Raw genomic sequence first — 17,974 nt, 5'->3', positions numbered from 1 at the left:
GTGTGATCGGCCTCGATCAGCCGCCGGCGGGCTCCGGCGAGTCGAGGTACGGGTACTTCTTCATGAAGTCGTCCAGCGCGGCACCGGAGACGCCGCTGCAGAACTGCCAGGCGCCGACCTGCTTGTCGACGTTGCTGACGTCCTCGTCCTGGCCGCCCTTCGACCAGTGCGTGAAGGCGACGTTCATCTTGGAGGTGTCGATCTCCTTGCCGTCGTCGTCCTTCCACGGCTTGCCGTCGTCGAGCCAGTCGCCGTCGGCGTCGTCCCACTCGACGGCCTTGAACTTCATTCGCATGTTGCTGTCGCCCTTGAGCCGGTCGGCGATGGCGCGGAGGTCGTCGTACTCGGAGCTGCCCCGGTCGATGTTGCGGAACCAGAGGATGGTGTAGCCGTGCTCGAGGTTGTGTACCAGGCGCTCGGTGTCGGGACGGTCGTCCTTGGTGTAGAGCTTGCGGCCCTGGGGGTCCCAGGTGTCCTCGTGCTTGCCGAAGGCCGGGGGCTCCTGCGGGTAGTCGATCTCGACGTCCGCGCCGACGTGCTCCTGGTTACCGGTGGCCTTGCGGGTCAGGATCGGTCCGCAGACGTCGGCCTTGGCGCCGATCTCGCCGATCTTGAGGTCGTTGTACTGCCGCAGATCCCACCAGTCCTTGATCGGACGGAAGGCGGCGAGTCCCACGATCAGGACGGCGATGGCGACACAGGCGCCGACGATGATCAGGCCCTGACGCTTGTCGGCTCGCTTCTGCTGATTGCGCAGCTGGTCAGCGACCTCGCGTCGGGTCTTCTTGTTGTTGGCCACGGCTCAGGCTTCTCTCACGGGTGTCGTGCGGTACGGGGGCAGAGTCTACGGAACAAGTGGTCGGAACAGGACCGTGCCACCCTCGGCAGCATCGACGACACCCTGCCAGGCGTAGGCGTGGCCCAAGGCGGCCAACGCCGCAGCGGAGGGCATGCGACCCTCAGCCGGGGTCCAACGTACCTGTTCCGACAAGGTTTCCACGCTGCCTCCGCCCAACTCGGTCAGCGCCAGGACGAGATCGTCGACCGGTGCGGGAGCCCCGAAGGCGACGGCGTCGCGCCCCACCAGGGCGGCGAGCACGGCGGCGCGTGCGCCGAGACCGAAGAGATCCTCGCCATCGGGGCGGTTGAGGATGCCGGCCCCGGTGCCGTCCTCGCCGGCCGGTAGGACCAGGTCGGCCCGGCCACGGATCACCACGAACGGACGGCCACCGAGCTTGCCGCTGGCGAGCTCGGCTGCGCCGGCCAGTTCGTCGGCGACGGCCGGGGCGGTCACCGCGAGCGGGTTGCCGTAGGCGTCCTCGCGACCGGCGAACTCCTCCTGCACCAGCAGGCCGGCGGCCCCGATCGCGATGTCGGTCTGCCCGGTCCGCCAGGCGCGCCCGGCGGTGTCGGTGATCACGACGGCCACGTTGGCCCCCGTGGCGGTGAAGATCCGGGCCCGGATCCGGCGCGCGGTTCCGTCCGGGTCGAGGGGGAGCAACAGGTGCTCGCCCGCGGCCACGTTGGAGGCGTCGATGCCGGCCGCGGCCATGGTCAGGCCGAGCCGGTTCCGGACGATCTGGGTGGGGCCACGGCGGGCCACGATCCGGTCGGTCTCCGCGGCCAACGACACCTCGCGGGGACCGGTGCCCCGGCGTCCCTCGGCCTTGCTGACCACCTTGCTGGTGATCGCCAGGACGTCGCCGCTGACCAGTTCGCAGTGGTCCAGGGCGAGCTCGGCGAGGTCGGTTCCGTCGGTGATCTCGCCGATGCCGCTGGGCGCGTTGAGGTGCAGGGCGCTCACGAGACCAGCTCGATCGCGGCGCGCGCCATCGCGGCGGTGGCGTCCGGGCTGGTCATCATCAGCGGGACGGCGGCGGCCTTGATCCCGGCCGCTTCCAGGGCCGGGACGGCGGCGCTGTCGGCGCTGTCGACCAGCCAGCCGTCGAGGACGCCGCCACGGCCGCGGGAGCCGTAGTGGCGCCCGACGCCGGCCGCGCTCACCTCGACGCCGATCGAGGTGAGCATCTGCTCGGCCATCCCGTGCACGTGGCGGTCGCCGACGATCGGGGAGAGACCGACCACCGGCGCGGTCCGGTCCAGCAGCGCTTCGCGGACGCCTGGCACGCCGAGGATGGTGCCGACCGAGACGACCGGGTTCGACGGCGGCACGATCACCAGATCGGCGGTGCTCAGTGCCTCGGCGACGCCCGGAGCGGGGCTCGACTGGTCCAGACCGACGAAGACCAATTGCTCGGCGGCGACGGCCGCGCGCATCCGCACCCAGTACTCCTGGAAGTGGACGACCCGCTTGCCCGAGGGCTGGCTCTCGTCGGCGATCGCGACGTGGGTCTCGACCCGGTCGTCGGTCATCGGCAGTAGCCGGAGGCGGTCGCCGAACTTCGGCTCCAGCCAACGCCTGCTCAGGGCCTGGGTGACCTGGGAGAGCGGGTAGCCGGCCTCCAGCATCTGGGTCCGCACCAGGTGGGTGGCGATGTCGCGATCGCCGAGCCCGAACCAGGTCGGCTCCACGCCGTAGGCGGCCAGCTCCTCCTTGACGCTCCAACTCTCCTCGCGGCGGCCCCAGCCCCGTTCGGGGTCGATGCCGTCGCCGAGCGTGTACATCACGGTGTCGAGGTCGGGGGAGACCTTGAGGCCGTGGATCCAGATGTCGTCGGCGGTGTTGGCGACCACCGTGACGTTCGTCTCCGGGGTGGTCCCGGGCAACTGGGAGGTGGCGATTCCATGGAGGAGGCCGGTGAGGAAGCGGGCTCCGCCCACGCCGCCGGACAGGACGGTGATCGATCGCATAGCACTACCTTGCCTGATTTGGCTCGGCTCTCCCTTATCCGGGGGTTATAGCAGATCCGGGCTTGACTTCCGCGGTATGACAGGCATGTAATTTCATCCACGTCGTTTCGGGAGCTGGCTGACTGAACTGGTCAGTAGCCGAGATGGCCGCCGAATCCGGAGCCGCCGGGTACGGGATCAGGTCGAAAGGGGAGTGTCGTGCGTGAGCTGTTCCTCCTCGATGGGGACGACGCCGAAGAATCCGGATGGCAAGAGCGTGCGCTGTGCGCTCAAACCGACCCGGAAGCCTTCTTTCCGGAGAAGGGTGGATCCACCAGGGAGGCCAAAAAGGTCTGCCAGACGTGTGAGGTCCGACAAGACTGCCTCGAAGCTGCACTCATGAACGATGAGCGTTTCGGAATCTGGGGCGGTCTGTCGGAACGCGAACGTCGCAAGTTGAAGAAGCGGGCCGTCTAACAAGAAATCTGGCCGAACCGTAGGGTGGACCGTCGTGACGGTGACATCCCTGCTGGTCAGCCATGACGGTGCGCGCTGGTTGCCGGCGGTGCTGGCTGGTCTGCGAGACCAGCAGCGCCCGCCGGACCGGACCCTTGCCGTGGACACCGGAAGCTCCGATGAGTCCACGGAGCTCCTGGTCGCCGAGTTCGGCCTCGACCAGGTCCGCCAGGTTCGCGGCGGCTTTCCGCAGGCCGTGCGCCAACTCCTGACGGAGATCGACACCGAGTGGGTGTGGATCCTGCACGACGACTCCGCACCTGCCCCGGGTGCCCTGGCGGCCTTGCTCGACGCCGCCGAACGGGAGCGCGCAGACGTGGTCGGTGCCAAGCTCCGCGAGTGGCCGGACCTCAAGCGACTGCTGGAGGTCGGCGTCACCATCTCCGCCAGCGCCCGCCGGGAGACCGGCCTGGAGCGCGGCGAGTACGACCAGGGCCAGCACGACACGGTCCGAGAGGTGCTTGCGGTCAACACCGCCGGAATGCTGGTCCGCCGCTCCCTGCTGGAACGACTCGACGGTTTCGACGACGAGCTGCCGGTCTTCGCCGGCGACGTCGACTTCGGCTGGCGGGCGGCCCGGGTAGGCGCCAGGACCGTGGTTGCTCCCGACGCCGTGGTCTTTCACGCCGAGGCCTCGCACCGCGACCTCCGTGCGCCCACTCGCAGCGCGCACCGGCGCGAACGTGAGGCGTTGATGTTCACCGTGCTGGCCAACAGCCGCGGCCCGGTGGGCGCGTGGCGCTGGCTGCGGCTGCTACTCAGCTCACTGCTCCGTTCGCTCGGGCTGCTGCTGGCCCGTTCGCCGCGGGCCGCCCTGGACGAGTTGGCCGCGATAGCCGCGGTTCATGGTCGTCCGGGCCGGCTGCGCCGTGCCCGCGCGGCCCGTCGGGGGCTCGGTGACGGCGACGTCGCGCTCGCCCCGTGGTGGCTGCCGCTGCGGCACGGACTCGACTTCGTCTCCGACGTCGGCTCCGCGGCGCTGGCCCATGGCCGTGATGTCGGTGAGCGGCGCCGTGCCGAGAGCACCGGCTCCGAGCACGACGATGAGGACGGCCCTGACGACGACAGCGGCCTGGTGGTGCGGCTGCTGACGAGTCCTCTGGCGCTTGCCGTGATCGCCACCGTGGTGGCGATGATCGTGGCGGCCCGGATGGCGTTCGGACCGCTCGAGGGAGGCGCGCTGTCGCCGACCCCGCCGTCGGCCGGCTACTGGTGGGATCTGCTCGGCTCCGGTTGGCACCCGTTGGGGCAGGGGACCGAGGCGCCCGCGCCCTCCTACCTGATCGGGTTCGCACTACTGGGATCGCTGCTGCTGGGCAGCGCGACCGCCGCGATCTCCTTGCTCTTCCTGCTCGGCGCGCCGCTCGCCGCCTGGGGTGCCTGGCGCTTCGTCGCGCGGGTCGCCGCGTTGAGTTCGGGCCGTGCACCGTCGCCGTGGTTGGCCGCCGGCGCGGCGTTGGCCTGGGCGATGGTGCCGATCGCCTCCGGCGCCTGGGGCCAGGGCCGGTTCGGCGTGGTGGCGGCCGCTGTGGTCCTGCCCTGGCTGGCCGGAGCCGCACTCGGCTTCCTCGACAGCGAGCCCGATCGGCGCCGCCGGGCCGGATGGCGGACCGGGCTTCTGCTCGCCCTGGTCACCGCCTTCACCCCGGGGGCCTGGGTGTTGGCCGTGGTGGTGGTGGCTGCCGTCTTCGGGATCCTGGCGGCGATCGCACCGACCCTGCTCCGGACCCGGTCGGTCTGGGGCCCGTTGCTCGTCGTTCTGGCGGTGCCGCCGGTGATCCTGCTGCCCGGTGCGGTCGGGATGCTCGGCCACGATCTCGGCGGTGTGCTGCTGGAGGCCGGACGCTCGATGCCGGGCCCCGACGGGGCGGACCTGCTCTTCGGCCGCCTGCCGGGGCCGTCTGCACCGGTCTGGCTCGGTGCCCTCCTCGTGCTTGCCGCCGTCGCGGCGCTGATCCCGGCCGCCAGCCGGATCGCGGTGATCGCCTGTTGGAGCGTGGTCGCCACGACCGCTGTGCTGGCAGCCGCGTTCAGCCGCCTCGAGGTGGAGCTGCCCTCCGGCGTCACCGGGCCCGGCCTGAGCTTCGGCCTGCTGATGATCCATGGGGCACTGATCACCGCTGTGGTGATCGCCGTCCATGCGGTGCTGGTGCCCGCTCCCGCCGGTGCACGTGGTTCTCGCGGTGCGACCCTGCCGCGACGCCTGGTCGCCGGTGGTGTCGGGGCGGCGCTCGCCGTGGTGCCGGTCGGTGCACTCGCCTGGTGGCTCTTCTCCGCCGATGACCTGTTGGCCCGTCCGGGCTCCTCGCCGGTGCCCGCCTACATGCGCCAAGCCGGTGACGAGGACCCGAACCGCGGCGTCCTGGTGGTCGCCGGCAGTGTCGCCGAGGGCCTGGACTGGACGGTGCAGCGCGGCGACGGTCCGTGGCTGGGCGAGGACGAGATCCTCGCCCTGACCGAGGTGGACACCGCCCTCGAGCAGCAGGTGACCGCGTTGCTGACCAGTCCGACCGAGCAGGTCACCACCGCGCTTCCGGGCCGTGGCGTCGAGTACATCGTGCTGCCGGCTCCCGCCGACCCCGGGCTGGTCGGTCTGTTGGACAGCGCCACCGGGCTCAGCCGCGCCAGTACCTCGGACCGGGCGACGCCGGCCTGGCAGTTCGAGACACCGGTCGCCGACGACGCCGTCACCGGTGAGGGGCCCTGGTGGTTCGGTTGGTTGCTGGGAGTCCAGGTGATCGCGTTGCTCGCGGTCCTGATCTTGTGTGGTCCGACGCGGAGGGAACAGCGATGAGTGGCGCAACCAGTGGGCGGGGCGGACGCCGTGCCGCTCCCCGCGCGAGCCGACGTCGGCCCTCGCCGCTGCTGGTCGTCGGAGCGGCCACCGTCGCCATCTCGCTGGGCGCGCTCGCGCTCCAAGCGACGCCGGCCACTCCGATCGAGGACGGCTCCCGCGCGCCCGAGAGCGCCCCGTTGCACGCCGTCGACCTGGCTTGCCCGTCGGGTCCCGGCTCGGTCCAGGTGGCCCGGTTGGGGGAGCCCGTCGACGGTGCCGCCGACGGCGCGGTGACCACCCGGTCCGGCGACGAGCAGGAGGCCGCGGCGCTCGCCCTGGCCGCCGGTGCCACCGCGACGGTGACCGGGTCCAGTCGGGTCCTGGTCCAGGGCACCGAGTCCGCGGCGCCCGGTCTGATCGCCGCGCGTACCGCCGAGAAGCCCGACCTGGGCGCGGTCGAGTGCCTGAGCCCGGCCGGGGAACAGTGGTTCGTCGGCGCCGGCGCCGGAGGGCTGCGGACCTCGGAGCTGACCCTGAGCAACCCCGACGCTCGAGCCGCCGTCGCCGACCTGGAGGTCTTCTCGGTCGATGGTCCGGTGAGCTCGGCGGCCATCCGCGGGATCAGCGTGGCCGGGAAGAAGACCACCAAGCTCGACCTGGCCGAGTTGGTGCCGCAGCGCGAGGAGATCGCGATCCGGGTGCTGCCGCGTCAAGGACGGGTGGTGCCGTCGATCCGGGACCGCGCCGGGAGCGGGAGCGCGGAGCGGACCGACTGGCTGCCGACCACCTCCGCACCGTCCCAGGTGCTGCAGATCCCCGCTGTTCCCGGCCGTTCCGGGAGCAACGTGCTGGTCCTGGTCAACCCGGGGGAGTCGGCCGGGCGGGCCAGGGTCACCGTTACCGGTGCTGCCAGCGAGTCGGCTCCGGTCGGGTTGCGCGAGATCGCGGTGCCTGCTGGTGCCGTGGTTGCGGTCGACCTGACCAAGCGGGTCGCGGAGCTGGTCAAGGCCGGTGACAGCGTCCTGACCGTGCGGGGCACCGTTCCGCTCGCCGGCTCACTGCGGGCCGAGGTGGACGGCGACCTGGTCCACCTGGCTGCCGTCGGCGGCGTCGAGGGTGCTTCGGGTCAGGTCGTGCCGAGCGCCACCCGCCGCCTACTGGTGCTCACCGCGACCGAACGGGCCGGCGCGGTCACCGTCCACTTCGTCGGGGGCGAGAGCTGGGAGGGGCGGCTCCGGCCGGGGCAGAGCACCCCCGTGCCCGTACCGAGTGACGCGGAGGCTCTCTGGGTGCAGACCAACGTGGCACACCTCGGCGCGATCCGGGCAGCCGGAAGTCGTGGCACGGCGTGGTTGCCGTTGCGTCCATTGCCCAGTGACCGGTTGATCCCGAGCGTCCGTCCGCAGCGCTGATCGTGCCTGAGTGGGCCGGGCTCACTCGCTCTCGGTGAGCTCGGCCTCCTGGTAGGGGTGCTCGGCGACGAAGGTGCGCGCCTCGTCGTACATCCGCTCGATGTACTCCTCCAAGCGTGCGGCCTCGACCCGCCACTGACCGCGCCCGCCGATCTTGATCGCCGGCAGGTCGCCCCGTCGGACCAGGGCGTAGACCTGGGCCGAGGACGTGTTGAGGACCTCGGCGACGTCGGCGAGGGTCAGGAAGCGGGGCGTGTCCTGCATGGCTCTACTCTGCCACCGCCCGTCGACACTGCCGCTCAGGGACCCGCGACTTCTGTGGAGAAGCGGCTGACGGAACCGGGAATCGGGCCGATGATGGCACGATGAATGAGCCTCTCGGGATGATCGAACCACCCAGCGCGCGACGATTAAAGACCCGCGGGTGGCGTGACCCCCGCCTCGGGGTCGGCCTCCTCCTGGTGGCCGGTTCGGTGTTGGCAGGTGCCTGGTTGGTCGCCGACGCCGACGACACCGTCGAGGTGTGGAGTGCGGCCCACGACCTGCAACCGGGCGAGCGGATCGATGCCGACGACCTGGTGGCGACCAGGGTCCGGTTCGCCGACGCGCAACGCCTGGAGCACTACCTGAAGGTCGTCGACGGGGTGCCGGACGGGGTGCTGCAGCAGGCGGCTCCCTCCGGGGCGTTGCTTCCGGCCCAGGCGCTCGGGGAGGCCGCCGACGACCAGATCGAGGTGGCGGTGTCGGCGCCGACAGCGGCGGTGCCGCCGAGCGTGGCGCCCGGTACGACCGTCGACGTCTGGGTGACCGCGGACGGCGCCGACGTCGCCGAGGCGGTCCTTCAAGGTGTCCGGGTGGTCGCGGCACCCGCCGGAGACGGTTCGTTCGCGGCGAGCACCGAGCGCCAGGTGGTGCTCGCGGTGCCGCCCGATGAGACCGGGCAGGTGGGCCGGGTGCTCGCCGCTGCGCAGGCCGGCCACGTCGCGATCACCCGAGCGGGCTGAACGGTGCGCCCGGCTCAGGGTGTCCTGCTCCTGGGACACGGTGCGGCGTGGGAGGCCGAGGCGGTGGCGACGCTCGGCGCTGCCAGCGGACTGGTGGTCCTCAAGCGGTGTCTCGACCTTGCCGACCTGGTGGCGAGTGCTGCCACCGGTCAGGCCCAGGTGGTGGTGCTCGGCGGCGAGGTGGCGATCGACGCCGCCTCCTGGCAGCAGCTGCACGTGCACGGCGTCGCCGTCGTGGTGATCGCCCCCGACGGCGACGATGCCGTGCTGGAGCGGTGGCGGCGGGCGGGGGCTCGGGTGGTGCTGGCTCAGACCGATCTCGGCCGGTTGGTCGAGGTACTGCGGGTGGCGGCTCAACCCGCGCCGACGCCGGCGCCGAGGGCCGCCGCACCTGCCGAACAGCCCCGCCGCTCACCTGGCACCGGGCGGGTCACCGTGGTCTGGGGGCCGGCCGGTTCGCCAGGGCGGACCACGGTGGCGCTCGGACTGGCCGCCGTGGCGGCGCGGCGCGGCAGCGAACCGCTGCTACTCGACCTGGATCCGTGGGGCGGGACGGTGGCTCAACAGTTGGGGCTGCTGGAGGAGGTCTCCGGCCTGTTGGCCTGCAACCGGAGTGTCGGTGAGCTGGCCACCCGGTTCGTCGGCCATCAGCGCCGGGCCGCGGGCCTGCGGGTGCTGACCGGCCTGCCCCGTGCCGAGCGGTGCGCGGAGCTGCGGCCCGAGTTGGCCGCCGACCTGATCGAGCTCGCCAAGCGGTCCGGCCCGGTACTGGTCGACACCGGCTTCTGCCTGGAGGAGGAACCGAGCGCCGCCTACCTGGGCCGGCCGGAGCGCAATGCGCTCACCTTCGACGCGTTGGCGCTGGCCGATCAGGTGGTCGTGGTCGGCACACCTGACCCGGTCGGGCTGGGGCGGTTGGCACGCGGCCTGGCCGAGCTCCGGGAACGGACCAGTGCGCCGGTGGAGGTGGTGGTCAACCGGATGCGACGCACCTTGGGGTGGCGTGAGGCGGACGTCGTCGCGATGTTGAGCGACTATCTGCCGTCGCCCGCGTTGCACTTCCTCCCCGAGGATCGCGAGACGCTGGATCGGGCGTTGGCGCTCGGCCGCACGCTGCCCGAACTGGGGGAGAGCCCACTGAGCAGGGCGATGGCGCGGCTGGCCGATGCGGTGCTCGCCGACGCCGGTGGCGCAGGTTCGGCGCCGGTCGGGAGTGCGCAAGTCGCCGGTTGAGACCGGCGTCACGTTGTAGCCTGATCCGGTTCTGAGTGACGGGGCACTGAGGAGTGAAGATGCGACAGGTCGTTCGACGGGGCACACGGGTGTTGGCGGTTGCGGTCACCACGATCGCGCTGGCGGGGTTGGGCGGCCCGGCGCTGACCGGTTCTGCGACGGCGACCGTAGCGGCGCAGGCACGGTCGGGGGCCGATGGCCGGACCCTCGACGTCGTGGTCCTCGGCGACTCCTACTCCGCCGGCAACGCGGCCGGACCGGCAGCCCGCCGCTACGGCCCGTCCGGGTGTGTGCGGAGCAAAGACGTCTGGTCCGAGCGGTACGCCGCCACCCTCCGGGCCCGCGGGATGAAGGTCCGGGTCGCCAACCATGCCTGCAGCGGAGGAGTCGCTGCCGACCTGACCGTGCCACGCGCGATGGGCTCGGCGAGCACGGGCAGTCACACCGTGCCGGCGACCGACTCCGACACCGGCGCGGCCGCACGGCTGCGCAGGGCCGACCCGTGCAACACCCGGCAGTTCCCCGCCGAGGAGTTCTGGCGCTACCAGGTGACCTCGCGTAACGGGACGACCCTCAACTACAGCTGCCAGCGCTACCTGCGCCCGCAGACCGACTTCGTCGACTCCAGTACCGACCTGGTGGTCTTCACGATGGGCGGCAACGACGCGGGCTTCACCAACATCGTGATGCAGTGCTTCCTGTGGAAGGCCGAAGGCGCCTGCCGAACCGCGATCGAGTCGGCCCAGGCCAAGCTGCCGGCGATCCGGGCCAAGGTGGCCAAGGGGATCGCGCAGTTGCAGCGTCGTGGCCTGCGCCGCGACGCGCGCGTGGTGCAGTTGGGCTATCCGCACCTGCAGGCCGACAACGGCTTCTCCGTCGGGCTCCTGACCAGCTACCCGGCCGGAGAGGCCGTGCGTGGGCTGGTCACCACCGGCAACCGGGAGCTGGCGAAGGTCGCCGCCGACGTCAACAAGCGCAGCGGGGTGCGCGGCCAGATGCGGTTCATCGCCGGTGTGCCGGCGAAGTTCGCCGGGCACGAGCCGGATGCGGGCGGCGGCAATCCGGACCGGTGGCTGATGCAGATCCTGGACCCGACCGCCGTCGATCTCAGCGACTACTACCATCCCAATCGGCACGGCCAGCAGGCGTACGCCGATCTGCTCTCGGTCCACGGTGACTTCGGGGCCGCGCATGGTCCGCGCCGGACCACCGTGACCATCAAGCGGCCCGGGGACCGGGTCGGCGCCCACCGCCGGTTCGCCGTGGTGGCGAAGGTCCGGGTCAGCGACACCGCCCGTCCGCGCGGTGTGGTCAGGGTCCGAGTGGCGAGGAGCGGCCGGCTCCTGGCGACGTCGAAGCTGACCCGGGCCGACGATGGCCGGGTGGTCCTCCGGGTCCGTGGACTCAAGCCCGGCAAGCACCGGCTGGTGGTCCGTTACCGCGGGGCCGACGGTGCCCGCGGTGCGGCCCGGATCACCGTCCGGGCCAAGCGGTGACGACTAGGCGCTGAAGAGCAGGGTCAGGCCGCCGACCGTGAAGGCGACCATCACCAGCAGCATCGACAGCTGACCGGTGAGCTGGTGCCGCTTGGGCAGCAGCGCCACCGCTCGGTCGTGCGCGGCGACGACGGCGACCACGTGACCGACCACCACACCGAGCACCTTGAGGGTGGCCAGCGTGGTCGGGTGCTCGGAGAGCCAGTAGTTGGTGGACCTGTTCGCCAGGCCGAACAGGTCGGAGCCGTTGGCGAACGGGTCGTTGAGCTGGAGCAGCGTGGTCTGCCCGTACTCGACGAAGTAGCTCAGGTAGTGGGCGAAGAAGTAGCCCGCGATGATCGGCACCAGGGAGTGGGCGAAGGCAGCCGGCAGGGTCCAGCGGTGCTCGGGACGCTCCACACCGGTCAGCATGCTGGCCACCACGAAGAGCACGCCGGCCAGCAGGATCAGGCCGATCAGACCACCGAGGTTGAGCAGGTTCTCCGAGATCCCGGGGTGGTCGAGGACGAAGGTGACCCAGAGCCGCGAGCCACGGAAGGAGTCGAAGGCGGTGCTGCCCAGCAGCACTGAGCAGACCGCGACCAGGCCTGCCGTCTGCGGAGTGGTGGCCAGGTTGGCCAGTGGCGAGCGGAGGACCAACCGGTCCTCCTCATCGCGGCCCCAGATCGAGAGCCGGCCGACCAGGGTGGAGAAGACCTCGAACGGGTCGGCGTTCTCGTAGAACTTGTTGCCGTAGATCGCGCCGCCGACCAGCATCACCGCCACGTAGATGCCGATCCAGAGCCGGACCGGGCCGAGTTCGTTGGAGAACGGGTAGACCAGCTCGAACCAGGTGAAGGCGAAGAGGCCGAGCGCAGCCGGCCACATCCCCAACCGTGCCGGGTAGTCGCGGAGCCCGTGCTCGACGTCGGAGCCGGCCACCTTCGCCAATGCGGAGTTGATCGCCCGGACCGGGCTGACCGCCTTGTAGAACGAGCCGAACGCCAACGAGGCCGGGACGATGCCGACCCAGAGCAGCACGAAGAAGACACCGAAGACGACGTTGAACTGGACGTCGCGCCCGAAGACGGCGGCGGCGCCGACGTAGCAGAAGAAGGCGAACCCGAGCAGGCGCAGCAGCGAGCGGAACCAGGGGTTGTCGACCAGGGCGGCTAGCCACTGCGGCGCGGGCCGCTCCTTCGGCTGCTCGAACTTCGCCTTGCGCCACGCCAGGGCCAGCACCGAGAAGGAGATGGCGAGTGCGGCGCAGGCGCCCGCCAGGGCGTACTCGAAGGGAATCGGCAGATCTTCGCCGCCACCCACACCGTGCGCCAAGAAGTTCATCGCGCGCCTTCCTCATTCCTCGGTTCGGTCTCCCCGAGCAGGGCGGAATCCTGCTGGAGTCGCCTCGACTCTGACACAATCCCTGTAAGGGACGCCTGTTGGGTCACCTGGGGGAAACGAGAGAGGTACGCGCATGAGTGAACGGCTTCGTCCCCGCGACCTTGCCTTCGTGGCCACGGATACAGCGGCAACGCCGATGCACAACGCCACCCTGGAGATCTTCGATCCGGGCGACTCCGGCTTCGACTACGTGGCGCTGACCCAGCTGATCACCGACCGGATCGCCTTCGTCCCGCGCTACCGGAAGGTGATCCGCGGCGTCCCGGGGTCGCTGGCCAATCCGGTCTGGATCGACGACGCCAGCTTCGACATCAGCTTCCACGTCCGCCGTTCGGGGCTGCCCCGTCCCGGCACGATGGAACAGCTCCGCGAGCTCTCCGCGCGGATCATGTCGCGCCGGCTCGACCCGAACCGTCCGCTCTGGGAGGTCTACCTGATCGAGGGGCTGGCCGATGGCAAGGTGGCGCTGCTCTCCAAGTCGCACCAGATCCTGGTCGACGGCGTCGAGACGGTCGACCTCGGCCAGGTCCTGTTGGACACTTCGCCGGAGCCCAAGCAGCTGATCCACGAGGACTGGGAGCCGCAGCGCGAGCCGTCACCGTTGGGGTTGGCGTTGGGGGCCGTGGCTGAGTCGTTGCGTGAACCAGCCACGGTCTTGGCCACCACCCAGAGCGCTGCCGAGCGGACCCTGCGCCGGATGGAGGAGGGGCGCACTCGCCTCGGCGCGGTGATGGGGGTCTTGGCGAACCGCCGGCCGACACCGGACTCGCCGATCTCGGCGGAGCTCTCCGAACAGCGACGCCTGGTCACCGTCCGGACCGATTTCGAGGACTATCGCGCACTGCGGTTGGCCCACAACACCTCGGTCAACGACGTCGTGTTGGCCACCTTGACCGGCGCGCTGCGGAGTTGGCTGCTGGCCCGCGGCACCTCGTCGTCGGCGATGCGGAACCTGCGCGCGATGGTGCCGATGTCGGTGATCGACGACGAGCTCGAGGCCACTTCGCTGGGCAGCCAGGTCACGCCGCACCTGGTCCAGTTGCCGATCGCCGAGTCCAGCCCGCTGGTTCGGCTGCATCAGGTCAGCTACGCCTTCCAGGCCCACCGCGAGGCGGGGCAGGCGGTCGCTGCCAACCGACTGGCCGGGATCGCCGGCTTCGCGCCGACCACCTTCCACGCCCTGGGTTCGCGGGTGGCTGCGGAGTCGCAGCGGCGGCACTTCCACCTGACCGTGACCAACGTCCCCGGTCCCCAGTTCCCGCTGTACGCCGCTGGGGCCCGGATGGTGGAGACCTATCCGGTCCAGCCGTTGCTGCCGGGGCAGGCGCTGGCCATCGGTGTCACCTCCTACGACGGCGGCGTCTTCTACGGGATCACCGGGGACCGCGACGCGCTGCCCGACCTGGCGGTGCTGGGACAATGCATCACCGAGGCGCTCGAAGAACTCGTCGACCACACCACCGGTGGTCGGACGCGAGCCCCTCGTGGCCGTACCGAGACCGCAAAGAAGCCGAGGACATGAGTCACCGCGTCTACCTCCCGCTCGACCTCGATCGCCTTGCGGTGTTGGTCTCTGAGCGTCACCTGCCCGGCCCGCTGGCTGCGCACGCCGTCACCGACGCGTTGGTCGAGGCCTGGCCGGACGGCGACCAGGAGGGGTGGGAGTACGCCGCACTGGCCGCGGCCGGTGACGAGTCGTTGGCTGCTCTGATCGCCGGCGACTCCCTGCGGCGCCGGGTGGTGATCGCCGCCGACGTCGACGAGGTGACGCCGCGCGACGGTGAGCCGACGGCTGTCTCCATCACCGGTCTCCAATGGCGCCAGGTCGCCGCCGGCCATGTCGATGTCGAGACGTTGGCGTCGTCGATCACCGACAGTGACGACGGCCCGGAACTGGCCTGGTTCGCCCGCCAGGAGCTCGCCGAACTGAGCTGACCCCGTCGTCCGCGCGCTTCGTCGCGTGATCGGCGTCACGATCCGTGCCACGATGCAAGGCATGGATGCCAACACGTACCCACCGGCTCCCATCAACGAGCCGAACCTCAGCTATGCCCCGGGCAGCCCCGAACGGGAGGCCCTGCTGGCGGAGATCGATACCCAGCAACGCCGTCCCCGATCGCTACGCGCGCATATCGGCGGACGTCGTCGCCCCGGCGGCGGCGAGGAACGCGCCGTGGTGCAACCCCACGACCACGCGCATGTCCTCGGGACCTACCGCAACGCCACCACGAAGGACGCCGAGGCCGCGATCAAGGCGGCCGGCGCGGCCGCTCCCGGCTGGCGGGCGTTGCCGTTCGATGAGCGGGCCGCGGTGCTGCTCCGGGCCGCCGAGCTGCTGGCCGGCCCGTGGCGGCAGAGGCTCAACGCCGCCACCATGCTCGGCCAGTCGAAGACCGCGTTCCAGGCCGAGATCGACGCCGCCTGTGAACTGATCGACTTCTGGCGCTTCAACGTCCACTACGCGGCTCAGATCCTCGGAGAGCAGCCGATCGCGAACAGCCCGGGGGTGTGGAACCGGAGCGACCATCGGCCGTTGGAGGGTTTCGTCTACGCGATCACGCCGTTCAACTTCACCGCCATCGCCGGCAACCTGCCGACGGCACCTGCGCTGATGGGGAACACCGTGCTCTGGAAGCCGTCGCCGACCCAGCAGTTCGCGGCGTCGTTGACGATGGAGCTGTTGGAGGAGGCCGGGATGCCGCCGGGGGTGATCAACATGCTGCCCGGCGACGGGCTGGCCGTCTCCGAGGTGGCGCTCGCGCACCCGGACCTGGCGGGCATCCATTTCACCGGCTCGACCGGGACCTTCCAAGGGTTGTGGCGCGAGGTCGGCGCGAACATCGGTGGCTACCGGAGCTACCCGCGGATCGTGGGGGAGACCGGCGGCAAGGACTTCGTGATCGCGCACCCCTCCGCCGACCCCGACGTGGTCCGGGTCGCCTTGCTGCGTGGGGCTTTCGAGTACCAGGGGCAGAAGTGTTCGGCTGCCTCGCGGGCCTACGTCGCCCGCTCGGTCTGGGAGCAGATGGGTGAGCAACTGCTGGCGGACGTCGAGGCGCTGCCGATGGGCGACGTCCGGGACCTGTCGAACTTCATGGGCGCGGTGATCGACGAGCGCGCCTTCGCCAAGCACAAGGCGGCGATCCGACGGGCCCGGCGGACCCGCTCCCTCCAGGTGGTCGCCGGCGGCCAGAGCGACGACTCGGTGGGCTGGTTCGTGCGGCCGACCGTGGTGCTCGGCACCGACCCGCGCGACGCCATGTTCAGTACCGAGTACTTCGGTCCGATCCTGGTGGTCCACGTCTACGACGATGCCCAGTTCGAGAAGGTGGTCCGCCAGGCCGAGAGCGCGGCACCCTATGCGCTCACCGGCGCGGTGATCGCCCGGGACCGGACCGCGATCACCTGGGCCAGCGAGGAGTTGCGGTTCGCGGCCGGGAACTTCTACGTCAACGACAAGCCGACCGGCGCCGTCGTCGGACAGCAGCCGTTCGGCGGGGGCCGGGCCTCGGGAACCAACGACAAGGCGGGCGCCGCCAGCAACCTGCTGCGCTGGACCTCACCGCGTTCGATCAAGGAGACGCTGGTCCCGCCGACCGACCACCGTTACCCACACATGGGGTGAGACGCTGGCCGGGAACTGGCTGCCGACCTGATGGCCGTGAGCCATGCCCGGAAGGCTCGTTGGTCGAGCTTGTCGAGACCGGCTTGGTGATCTCGGCAGGCTCGATCACCGGAAGGCTCGTTGGTCGAGCTTGTCGAGACCGGCTTGGTGATCTCGACAGGCTCGATCACCGGATGGCTCGATCACCGGAAGGCTCGATCACCGGTGGCTCGATCACCGGTGGCTCGATCACCGGTGGAGTCAGTTGCCGGCCAACCAGGCGGCGCCGACCCGTCCCTGCAGCTTGAGCAGGTTGCCCATCACCTGTCCGATCAGCTTCTCGATCTTGCCGCCGACCAGCGGGATCGAGACCTTCACCTCGGCGTTCACCGTCTGCACCGTCTCGGCGCCGTCGGCGGCGAGGGTGATCTGGCCGGTCAGGCTGCCGGGCTTGCCGGGCAACGTGACGTTGAGCGTCCCGGCCTGCCCGCGGTAGGTCTCCTCCTGGCGGATCGACAGCTGCGAGCCGACGACGCTGCGGGCGAAGCCGGGGAGGCCGGTCGTCGGTGCGGTGCTCTGCACCAGCGAGCGGACGCCGTCCGGGGTCTCGGTGACCTGGACGTCCCAGCTGGTGGCGCCTGCCTCTGCGGCCACCCGCTCCCGGAACTCAGGGGAGACCAGCATCGCGTAGACCTCGTCGACGGGCGCTGCGAACCGGATCTGCTTGTGGAACTTCATCGCTGCTCACCTTCCAGCCATTGGCGGCCGAGCCGCTGCTCGTTGGTCAGGACGTCGCGCAACTGGTCGCCGATCAGGGTGGCGATCTTGCCGCCGACCAAGGGGATCTTCACCTCGACGTCGAGTTCGACCTGCTCGACGACGGTGTCGCCGTCCTGGCGCAGGTTCGCGGTGCCGCGGATCTGGCCGGGCTTGCCGGGGATGGTGACGTCGACGTCGGCCCGGGCGCCGTTCCACCGTTCCACCTGGACGATCCGCAGTTCGTCGCCGACGAACTTCTTCGCGAATCCGGGGATGTTGCCGACCGACTGACGCTGGTCGATGGTGATCGTCGTCCCGGCGAGGCCGACCTCGGCGCCGAGCGCATGCTTGTCGGCGGCACAGACCGACTCTCGGAAGGACGGGGTCAGCAGCATGGCGGCGACCTTGTCGACGGTGGCGCCGGGGTAGGTCAGGGTGACCGAGACGCGGCTCATCGCTCACCCGCCAGCCAGGCTCGGGCGACGGTCTCCTCGGTGCGCAGGCCTTCGACCACCTTGGCGGCGATCAGCTTCTCGATCTTGCCGCCGATCAGCGGAACCTTGGCCTTGGCGTCCGCCTCGAAGACGTCGCGGGTGCCGTCGCCGTCGGCGACCAGGCTCCGGGTCCCGGTGATCCCGGCGGGCTTGCCCGGGGTCTCGATCGTCACCTGGGCGCTGGTGTCGCGCCAGACCTCGGTGATCACGGTGCGGGTGGTCTCGCCGGCGAAGGCGCGGGCGAAGGCGGGGATGTCGTTGTTCGGCTGCTCCATCTCCAGGCGGAGCGTGGCGCCGTCGATGGCGACGTTGATTCCGCTGGCCTGCTGGGCTTGCGACGACTTCGTCCGGAAGGCGGGATCGGTGAGCATCGCGAGGACGTCGGCGGGGGAGGCGTCGTAGCGCGTGGAGTGGGTGAACTGCATGGGGCACATCATCGCCGAGATCGGTGCTCGTGCGGGCGACTCGGGGAGGAAAGCGCGGAGCCGGGCGTGTCGGAGTTCGTCG

The 17,974-nt window shown here is 70.8% G+C and carries 17 protein-coding genes; 9 read left to right on the top strand and 8 right to left on the bottom strand.

The window, feature by feature from the left end; genetic code table 11:
* Nucleotides 1-16: 16 nt before the first annotated feature.
* Genes ACLM5J_RS07155 through cofD form a run of 3 tightly spaced genes read right to left on the bottom strand, consistent with a single transcriptional unit; the run spans nucleotide 17 to nucleotide 2,811 of the window.
* The gene (locus ACLM5J_RS07155) at nucleotides 17-799 is read right to left on the bottom strand and encodes a DUF3105 domain-containing protein (protein WP_413655448.1); all 783 of its coding nucleotides are present in this window, start codon (nucleotides 797-799) and stop codon (nucleotides 17-19) included.
* A gap of 45 nt (nucleotides 800-844) precedes the next feature.
* On the bottom strand, nucleotides 845-1,804 hold the full coding sequence (locus ACLM5J_RS07150; protein ID WP_413655447.1) for a coenzyme F420-0:L-glutamate ligase: 960 nt from the start codon (nucleotides 1,802-1,804) through the stop codon (nucleotides 845-847).
* Nucleotides 1,801-2,811 carry a 2-phospho-L-lactate transferase gene (gene cofD / locus ACLM5J_RS07145; RefSeq protein ID WP_413655445.1) on the bottom strand — a complete coding sequence of 337 codons (1,011 nt, stop codon included), beginning with the start codon at nucleotides 2,809-2,811 and terminating at the stop codon, nucleotides 1,801-1,803. The genes ACLM5J_RS07150 and cofD overlap by 4 nt, the downstream gene beginning before the upstream one ends.
* 198 nt (nucleotides 2,812-3,009) lie before the next feature.
* Between cofD and ACLM5J_RS07140 the strand changes: the two genes are divergently transcribed.
* From ACLM5J_RS07140 to ACLM5J_RS07130, 3 genes are read left to right on the top strand one after another with little or no spacing between them, the layout of a single operon-like run.
* Nucleotides 3,010-3,267: a WhiB family transcriptional regulator gene (locus ACLM5J_RS07140; RefSeq protein WP_343990550.1), complete on the top strand. Its 258-nt coding sequence runs from the start codon at nucleotides 3,010-3,012 to the stop codon at nucleotides 3,265-3,267.
* Nucleotides 3,268-3,301: 34 nt separating this feature from the next.
* Nucleotides 3,302-6,100, top strand: coding sequence for a glycosyltransferase (locus ACLM5J_RS07135; protein ID WP_413655444.1), 2,799 nt, complete (start codon nucleotides 3,302-3,304; stop codon nucleotides 6,098-6,100).
* Entirely contained in the window at nucleotides 6,097-7,494 is a 1,398-nt protein-coding gene (locus ACLM5J_RS07130; protein ID WP_413655442.1) for a DUF5719 family protein, read from the top strand. The genes ACLM5J_RS07135 and ACLM5J_RS07130 overlap by 4 nt, the downstream gene beginning before the upstream one ends.
* A gap of 21 nt (nucleotides 7,495-7,515) precedes the next feature.
* Here the strand turns inward: ACLM5J_RS07130 and ACLM5J_RS07125 are convergent, their stop codons facing one another.
* Nucleotides 7,516-7,758, bottom strand: a complete 243-nt coding sequence (locus ACLM5J_RS07125) for a helix-turn-helix domain-containing protein (protein ID WP_413655440.1) — start codon at nucleotides 7,756-7,758, stop codon at nucleotides 7,516-7,518.
* Between the two features lie 101 nt (nucleotides 7,759-7,859).
* On the opposite strand from ACLM5J_RS07125, the gene ACLM5J_RS07120 reads away from it, so the two are divergent.
* Genes ACLM5J_RS07120 through ACLM5J_RS07110 form a run of 3 tightly spaced genes read left to right on the top strand, consistent with a single transcriptional unit; the run spans nucleotide 7,860 to nucleotide 11,227 of the window.
* Entirely contained in the window at nucleotides 7,860-8,498 is a 639-nt protein-coding gene (locus ACLM5J_RS07120; RefSeq protein ID WP_413655438.1) for a hypothetical protein, read from the top strand.
* Between the two features lie 3 nt (nucleotides 8,499-8,501).
* A complete protein-coding gene (locus ACLM5J_RS07115; RefSeq protein ID WP_413655436.1) occupies nucleotides 8,502-9,731 on the top strand; it encodes an AAA family ATPase in 1,230 nt (409 codons plus the stop codon).
* A 59-nt stretch (nucleotides 9,732-9,790) separates the two neighbouring features.
* Nucleotides 9,791-11,227, top strand: coding sequence for an SGNH/GDSL hydrolase family protein (locus ACLM5J_RS07110; protein ID WP_413655435.1), 1,437 nt, complete (start codon nucleotides 9,791-9,793; stop codon nucleotides 11,225-11,227).
* 3 nt (nucleotides 11,228-11,230) lie between these two features.
* On the opposite strand, the gene ACLM5J_RS07105 is transcribed toward ACLM5J_RS07110, so the two are convergent.
* Nucleotides 11,231-12,550 carry a hypothetical protein gene (locus ACLM5J_RS07105; protein WP_413655434.1) on the bottom strand — a complete coding sequence of 440 codons (1,320 nt, stop codon included), beginning with the start codon at nucleotides 12,548-12,550 and terminating at the stop codon, nucleotides 11,231-11,233.
* A gap of 133 nt (nucleotides 12,551-12,683) precedes the next feature.
* Here ACLM5J_RS07105 and ACLM5J_RS07100 point away from each other — a divergent pair, with 133 nt between their 5' ends.
* The 3 genes from ACLM5J_RS07100 to pruA all read left to right on the top strand — a co-directional run bounded on the left by ACLM5J_RS07100 (nucleotide 12,684) and on the right by pruA (nucleotide 16,235).
* Nucleotides 12,684-14,132, top strand: coding sequence for a WS/DGAT/MGAT family O-acyltransferase (locus ACLM5J_RS07100; RefSeq protein WP_413655433.1), 1,449 nt, complete (start codon nucleotides 12,684-12,686; stop codon nucleotides 14,130-14,132).
* The gene (locus tag ACLM5J_RS07095; protein ID WP_413655431.1) at nucleotides 14,129-14,545 is read left to right on the top strand and encodes a DUF6912 family protein; all 417 of its coding nucleotides are present in this window, start codon (nucleotides 14,129-14,131) and stop codon (nucleotides 14,543-14,545) included. Before ACLM5J_RS07100 ends, ACLM5J_RS07095 begins: the two co-directional genes overlap by 4 nt.
* Before the next feature lie 61 nt (nucleotides 14,546-14,606).
* A complete protein-coding gene (gene pruA / locus ACLM5J_RS07090) occupies nucleotides 14,607-16,235 on the top strand; it encodes an L-glutamate gamma-semialdehyde dehydrogenase (RefSeq protein WP_413655429.1) in 1,629 nt (542 codons plus the stop codon).
* A 240-nt stretch (nucleotides 16,236-16,475) separates the two neighbouring features.
* Here the strand turns inward: pruA and ACLM5J_RS07085 are convergent, their stop codons facing one another.
* The 3 genes from ACLM5J_RS07085 to ACLM5J_RS07075 are packed head-to-tail and all read right to left on the bottom strand — an operon-like array spanning nucleotide 16,476 to nucleotide 17,892.
* Nucleotides 16,476-16,952 carry a DUF2505 domain-containing protein gene (locus tag ACLM5J_RS07085; protein ID WP_413655427.1) on the bottom strand — a complete coding sequence of 159 codons (477 nt, stop codon included), beginning with the start codon at nucleotides 16,950-16,952 and terminating at the stop codon, nucleotides 16,476-16,478.
* Nucleotides 16,949-17,428 (bottom strand): DUF2505 domain-containing protein, encoded by a 480-nt coding sequence (locus ACLM5J_RS07080; protein ID WP_413655425.1) that lies wholly within the window; start codon nucleotides 17,426-17,428, stop codon nucleotides 16,949-16,951. The genes ACLM5J_RS07085 and ACLM5J_RS07080 overlap by 4 nt, the downstream gene beginning before the upstream one ends.
* Nucleotides 17,425-17,892 carry a DUF2505 domain-containing protein gene (locus ACLM5J_RS07075; RefSeq protein WP_413655423.1) on the bottom strand — a complete coding sequence of 156 codons (468 nt, stop codon included), beginning with the start codon at nucleotides 17,890-17,892 and terminating at the stop codon, nucleotides 17,425-17,427. Before ACLM5J_RS07075 ends, ACLM5J_RS07080 begins: the two co-directional genes overlap by 4 nt.
* Nucleotides 17,893-17,974: the final 82 nt, after the last annotated feature.

It is taken from the genome of Nocardioides sp. Bht2 (genome assembly GCF_047308515.1).
Classification (GTDB): Bacteria; Actinomycetota; Actinomycetes; order Propionibacteriales; family Nocardioidaceae; genus Nocardioides.
Note: the sequence above shows the minus strand (reverse complement) of the source record. Positions and strands in the feature narration are given on the sequence as shown.

What these genes read in the sequence shown, in the direction of transcription:
- ACLM5J_RS07120 (WP_413655438.1), top strand. Translation starts at nt 7,860, where the DNA reads ATGAATGAGCCTCTCGGGATGATCGAACCACCCAGCGCGCGACGATTA.
- ACLM5J_RS07085 (WP_413655427.1), bottom strand. Translation starts at nt 16,952, where the DNA reads ATGAAGTTCCACAAGCAGATCCGGTTCGCAGCGCCCGTCGACGAGGTC.
- ACLM5J_RS07095 (WP_413655431.1), top strand. Translation starts at nt 14,129, where the DNA reads ATGAGTCACCGCGTCTACCTCCCGCTCGACCTCGATCGCCTTGCGGTG.
- ACLM5J_RS07130 (WP_413655442.1), top strand. Translation starts at nt 6,097, where the DNA reads ATGAGTGGCGCAACCAGTGGGCGGGGCGGACGCCGTGCCGCTCCCCGC.
- ACLM5J_RS07110 (WP_413655435.1), top strand. Translation starts at nt 9,791, where the DNA reads ATGCGACAGGTCGTTCGACGGGGCACACGGGTGTTGGCGGTTGCGGTC.
- ACLM5J_RS07105 (WP_413655434.1), bottom strand. Translation starts at nt 12,550, where the DNA reads ATGAACTTCTTGGCGCACGGTGTGGGTGGCGGCGAAGATCTGCCGATT.
- ACLM5J_RS07100 (WP_413655433.1), top strand. Translation starts at nt 12,684, where the DNA reads ATGAGTGAACGGCTTCGTCCCCGCGACCTTGCCTTCGTGGCCACGGAT.
- ACLM5J_RS07080 (WP_413655425.1), bottom strand. Translation starts at nt 17,428, where the DNA reads ATGAGCCGCGTCTCGGTCACCCTGACCTACCCCGGCGCCACCGTCGAC.
- cofD (WP_413655445.1), bottom strand. Translation starts at nt 2,811, where the DNA reads ATGCGATCGATCACCGTCCTGTCCGGCGGCGTGGGCGGAGCCCGCTTC.
- ACLM5J_RS07075 (WP_413655423.1), bottom strand. Translation starts at nt 17,892, where the DNA reads ATGCAGTTCACCCACTCCACGCGCTACGACGCCTCCCCCGCCGACGTC.
- ACLM5J_RS07125 (WP_413655440.1), bottom strand. Translation starts at nt 7,758, where the DNA reads ATGCAGGACACGCCCCGCTTCCTGACCCTCGCCGACGTCGCCGAGGTC.
- pruA (WP_413655429.1), top strand. Translation starts at nt 14,607, where the DNA reads ATGGATGCCAACACGTACCCACCGGCTCCCATCAACGAGCCGAACCTC.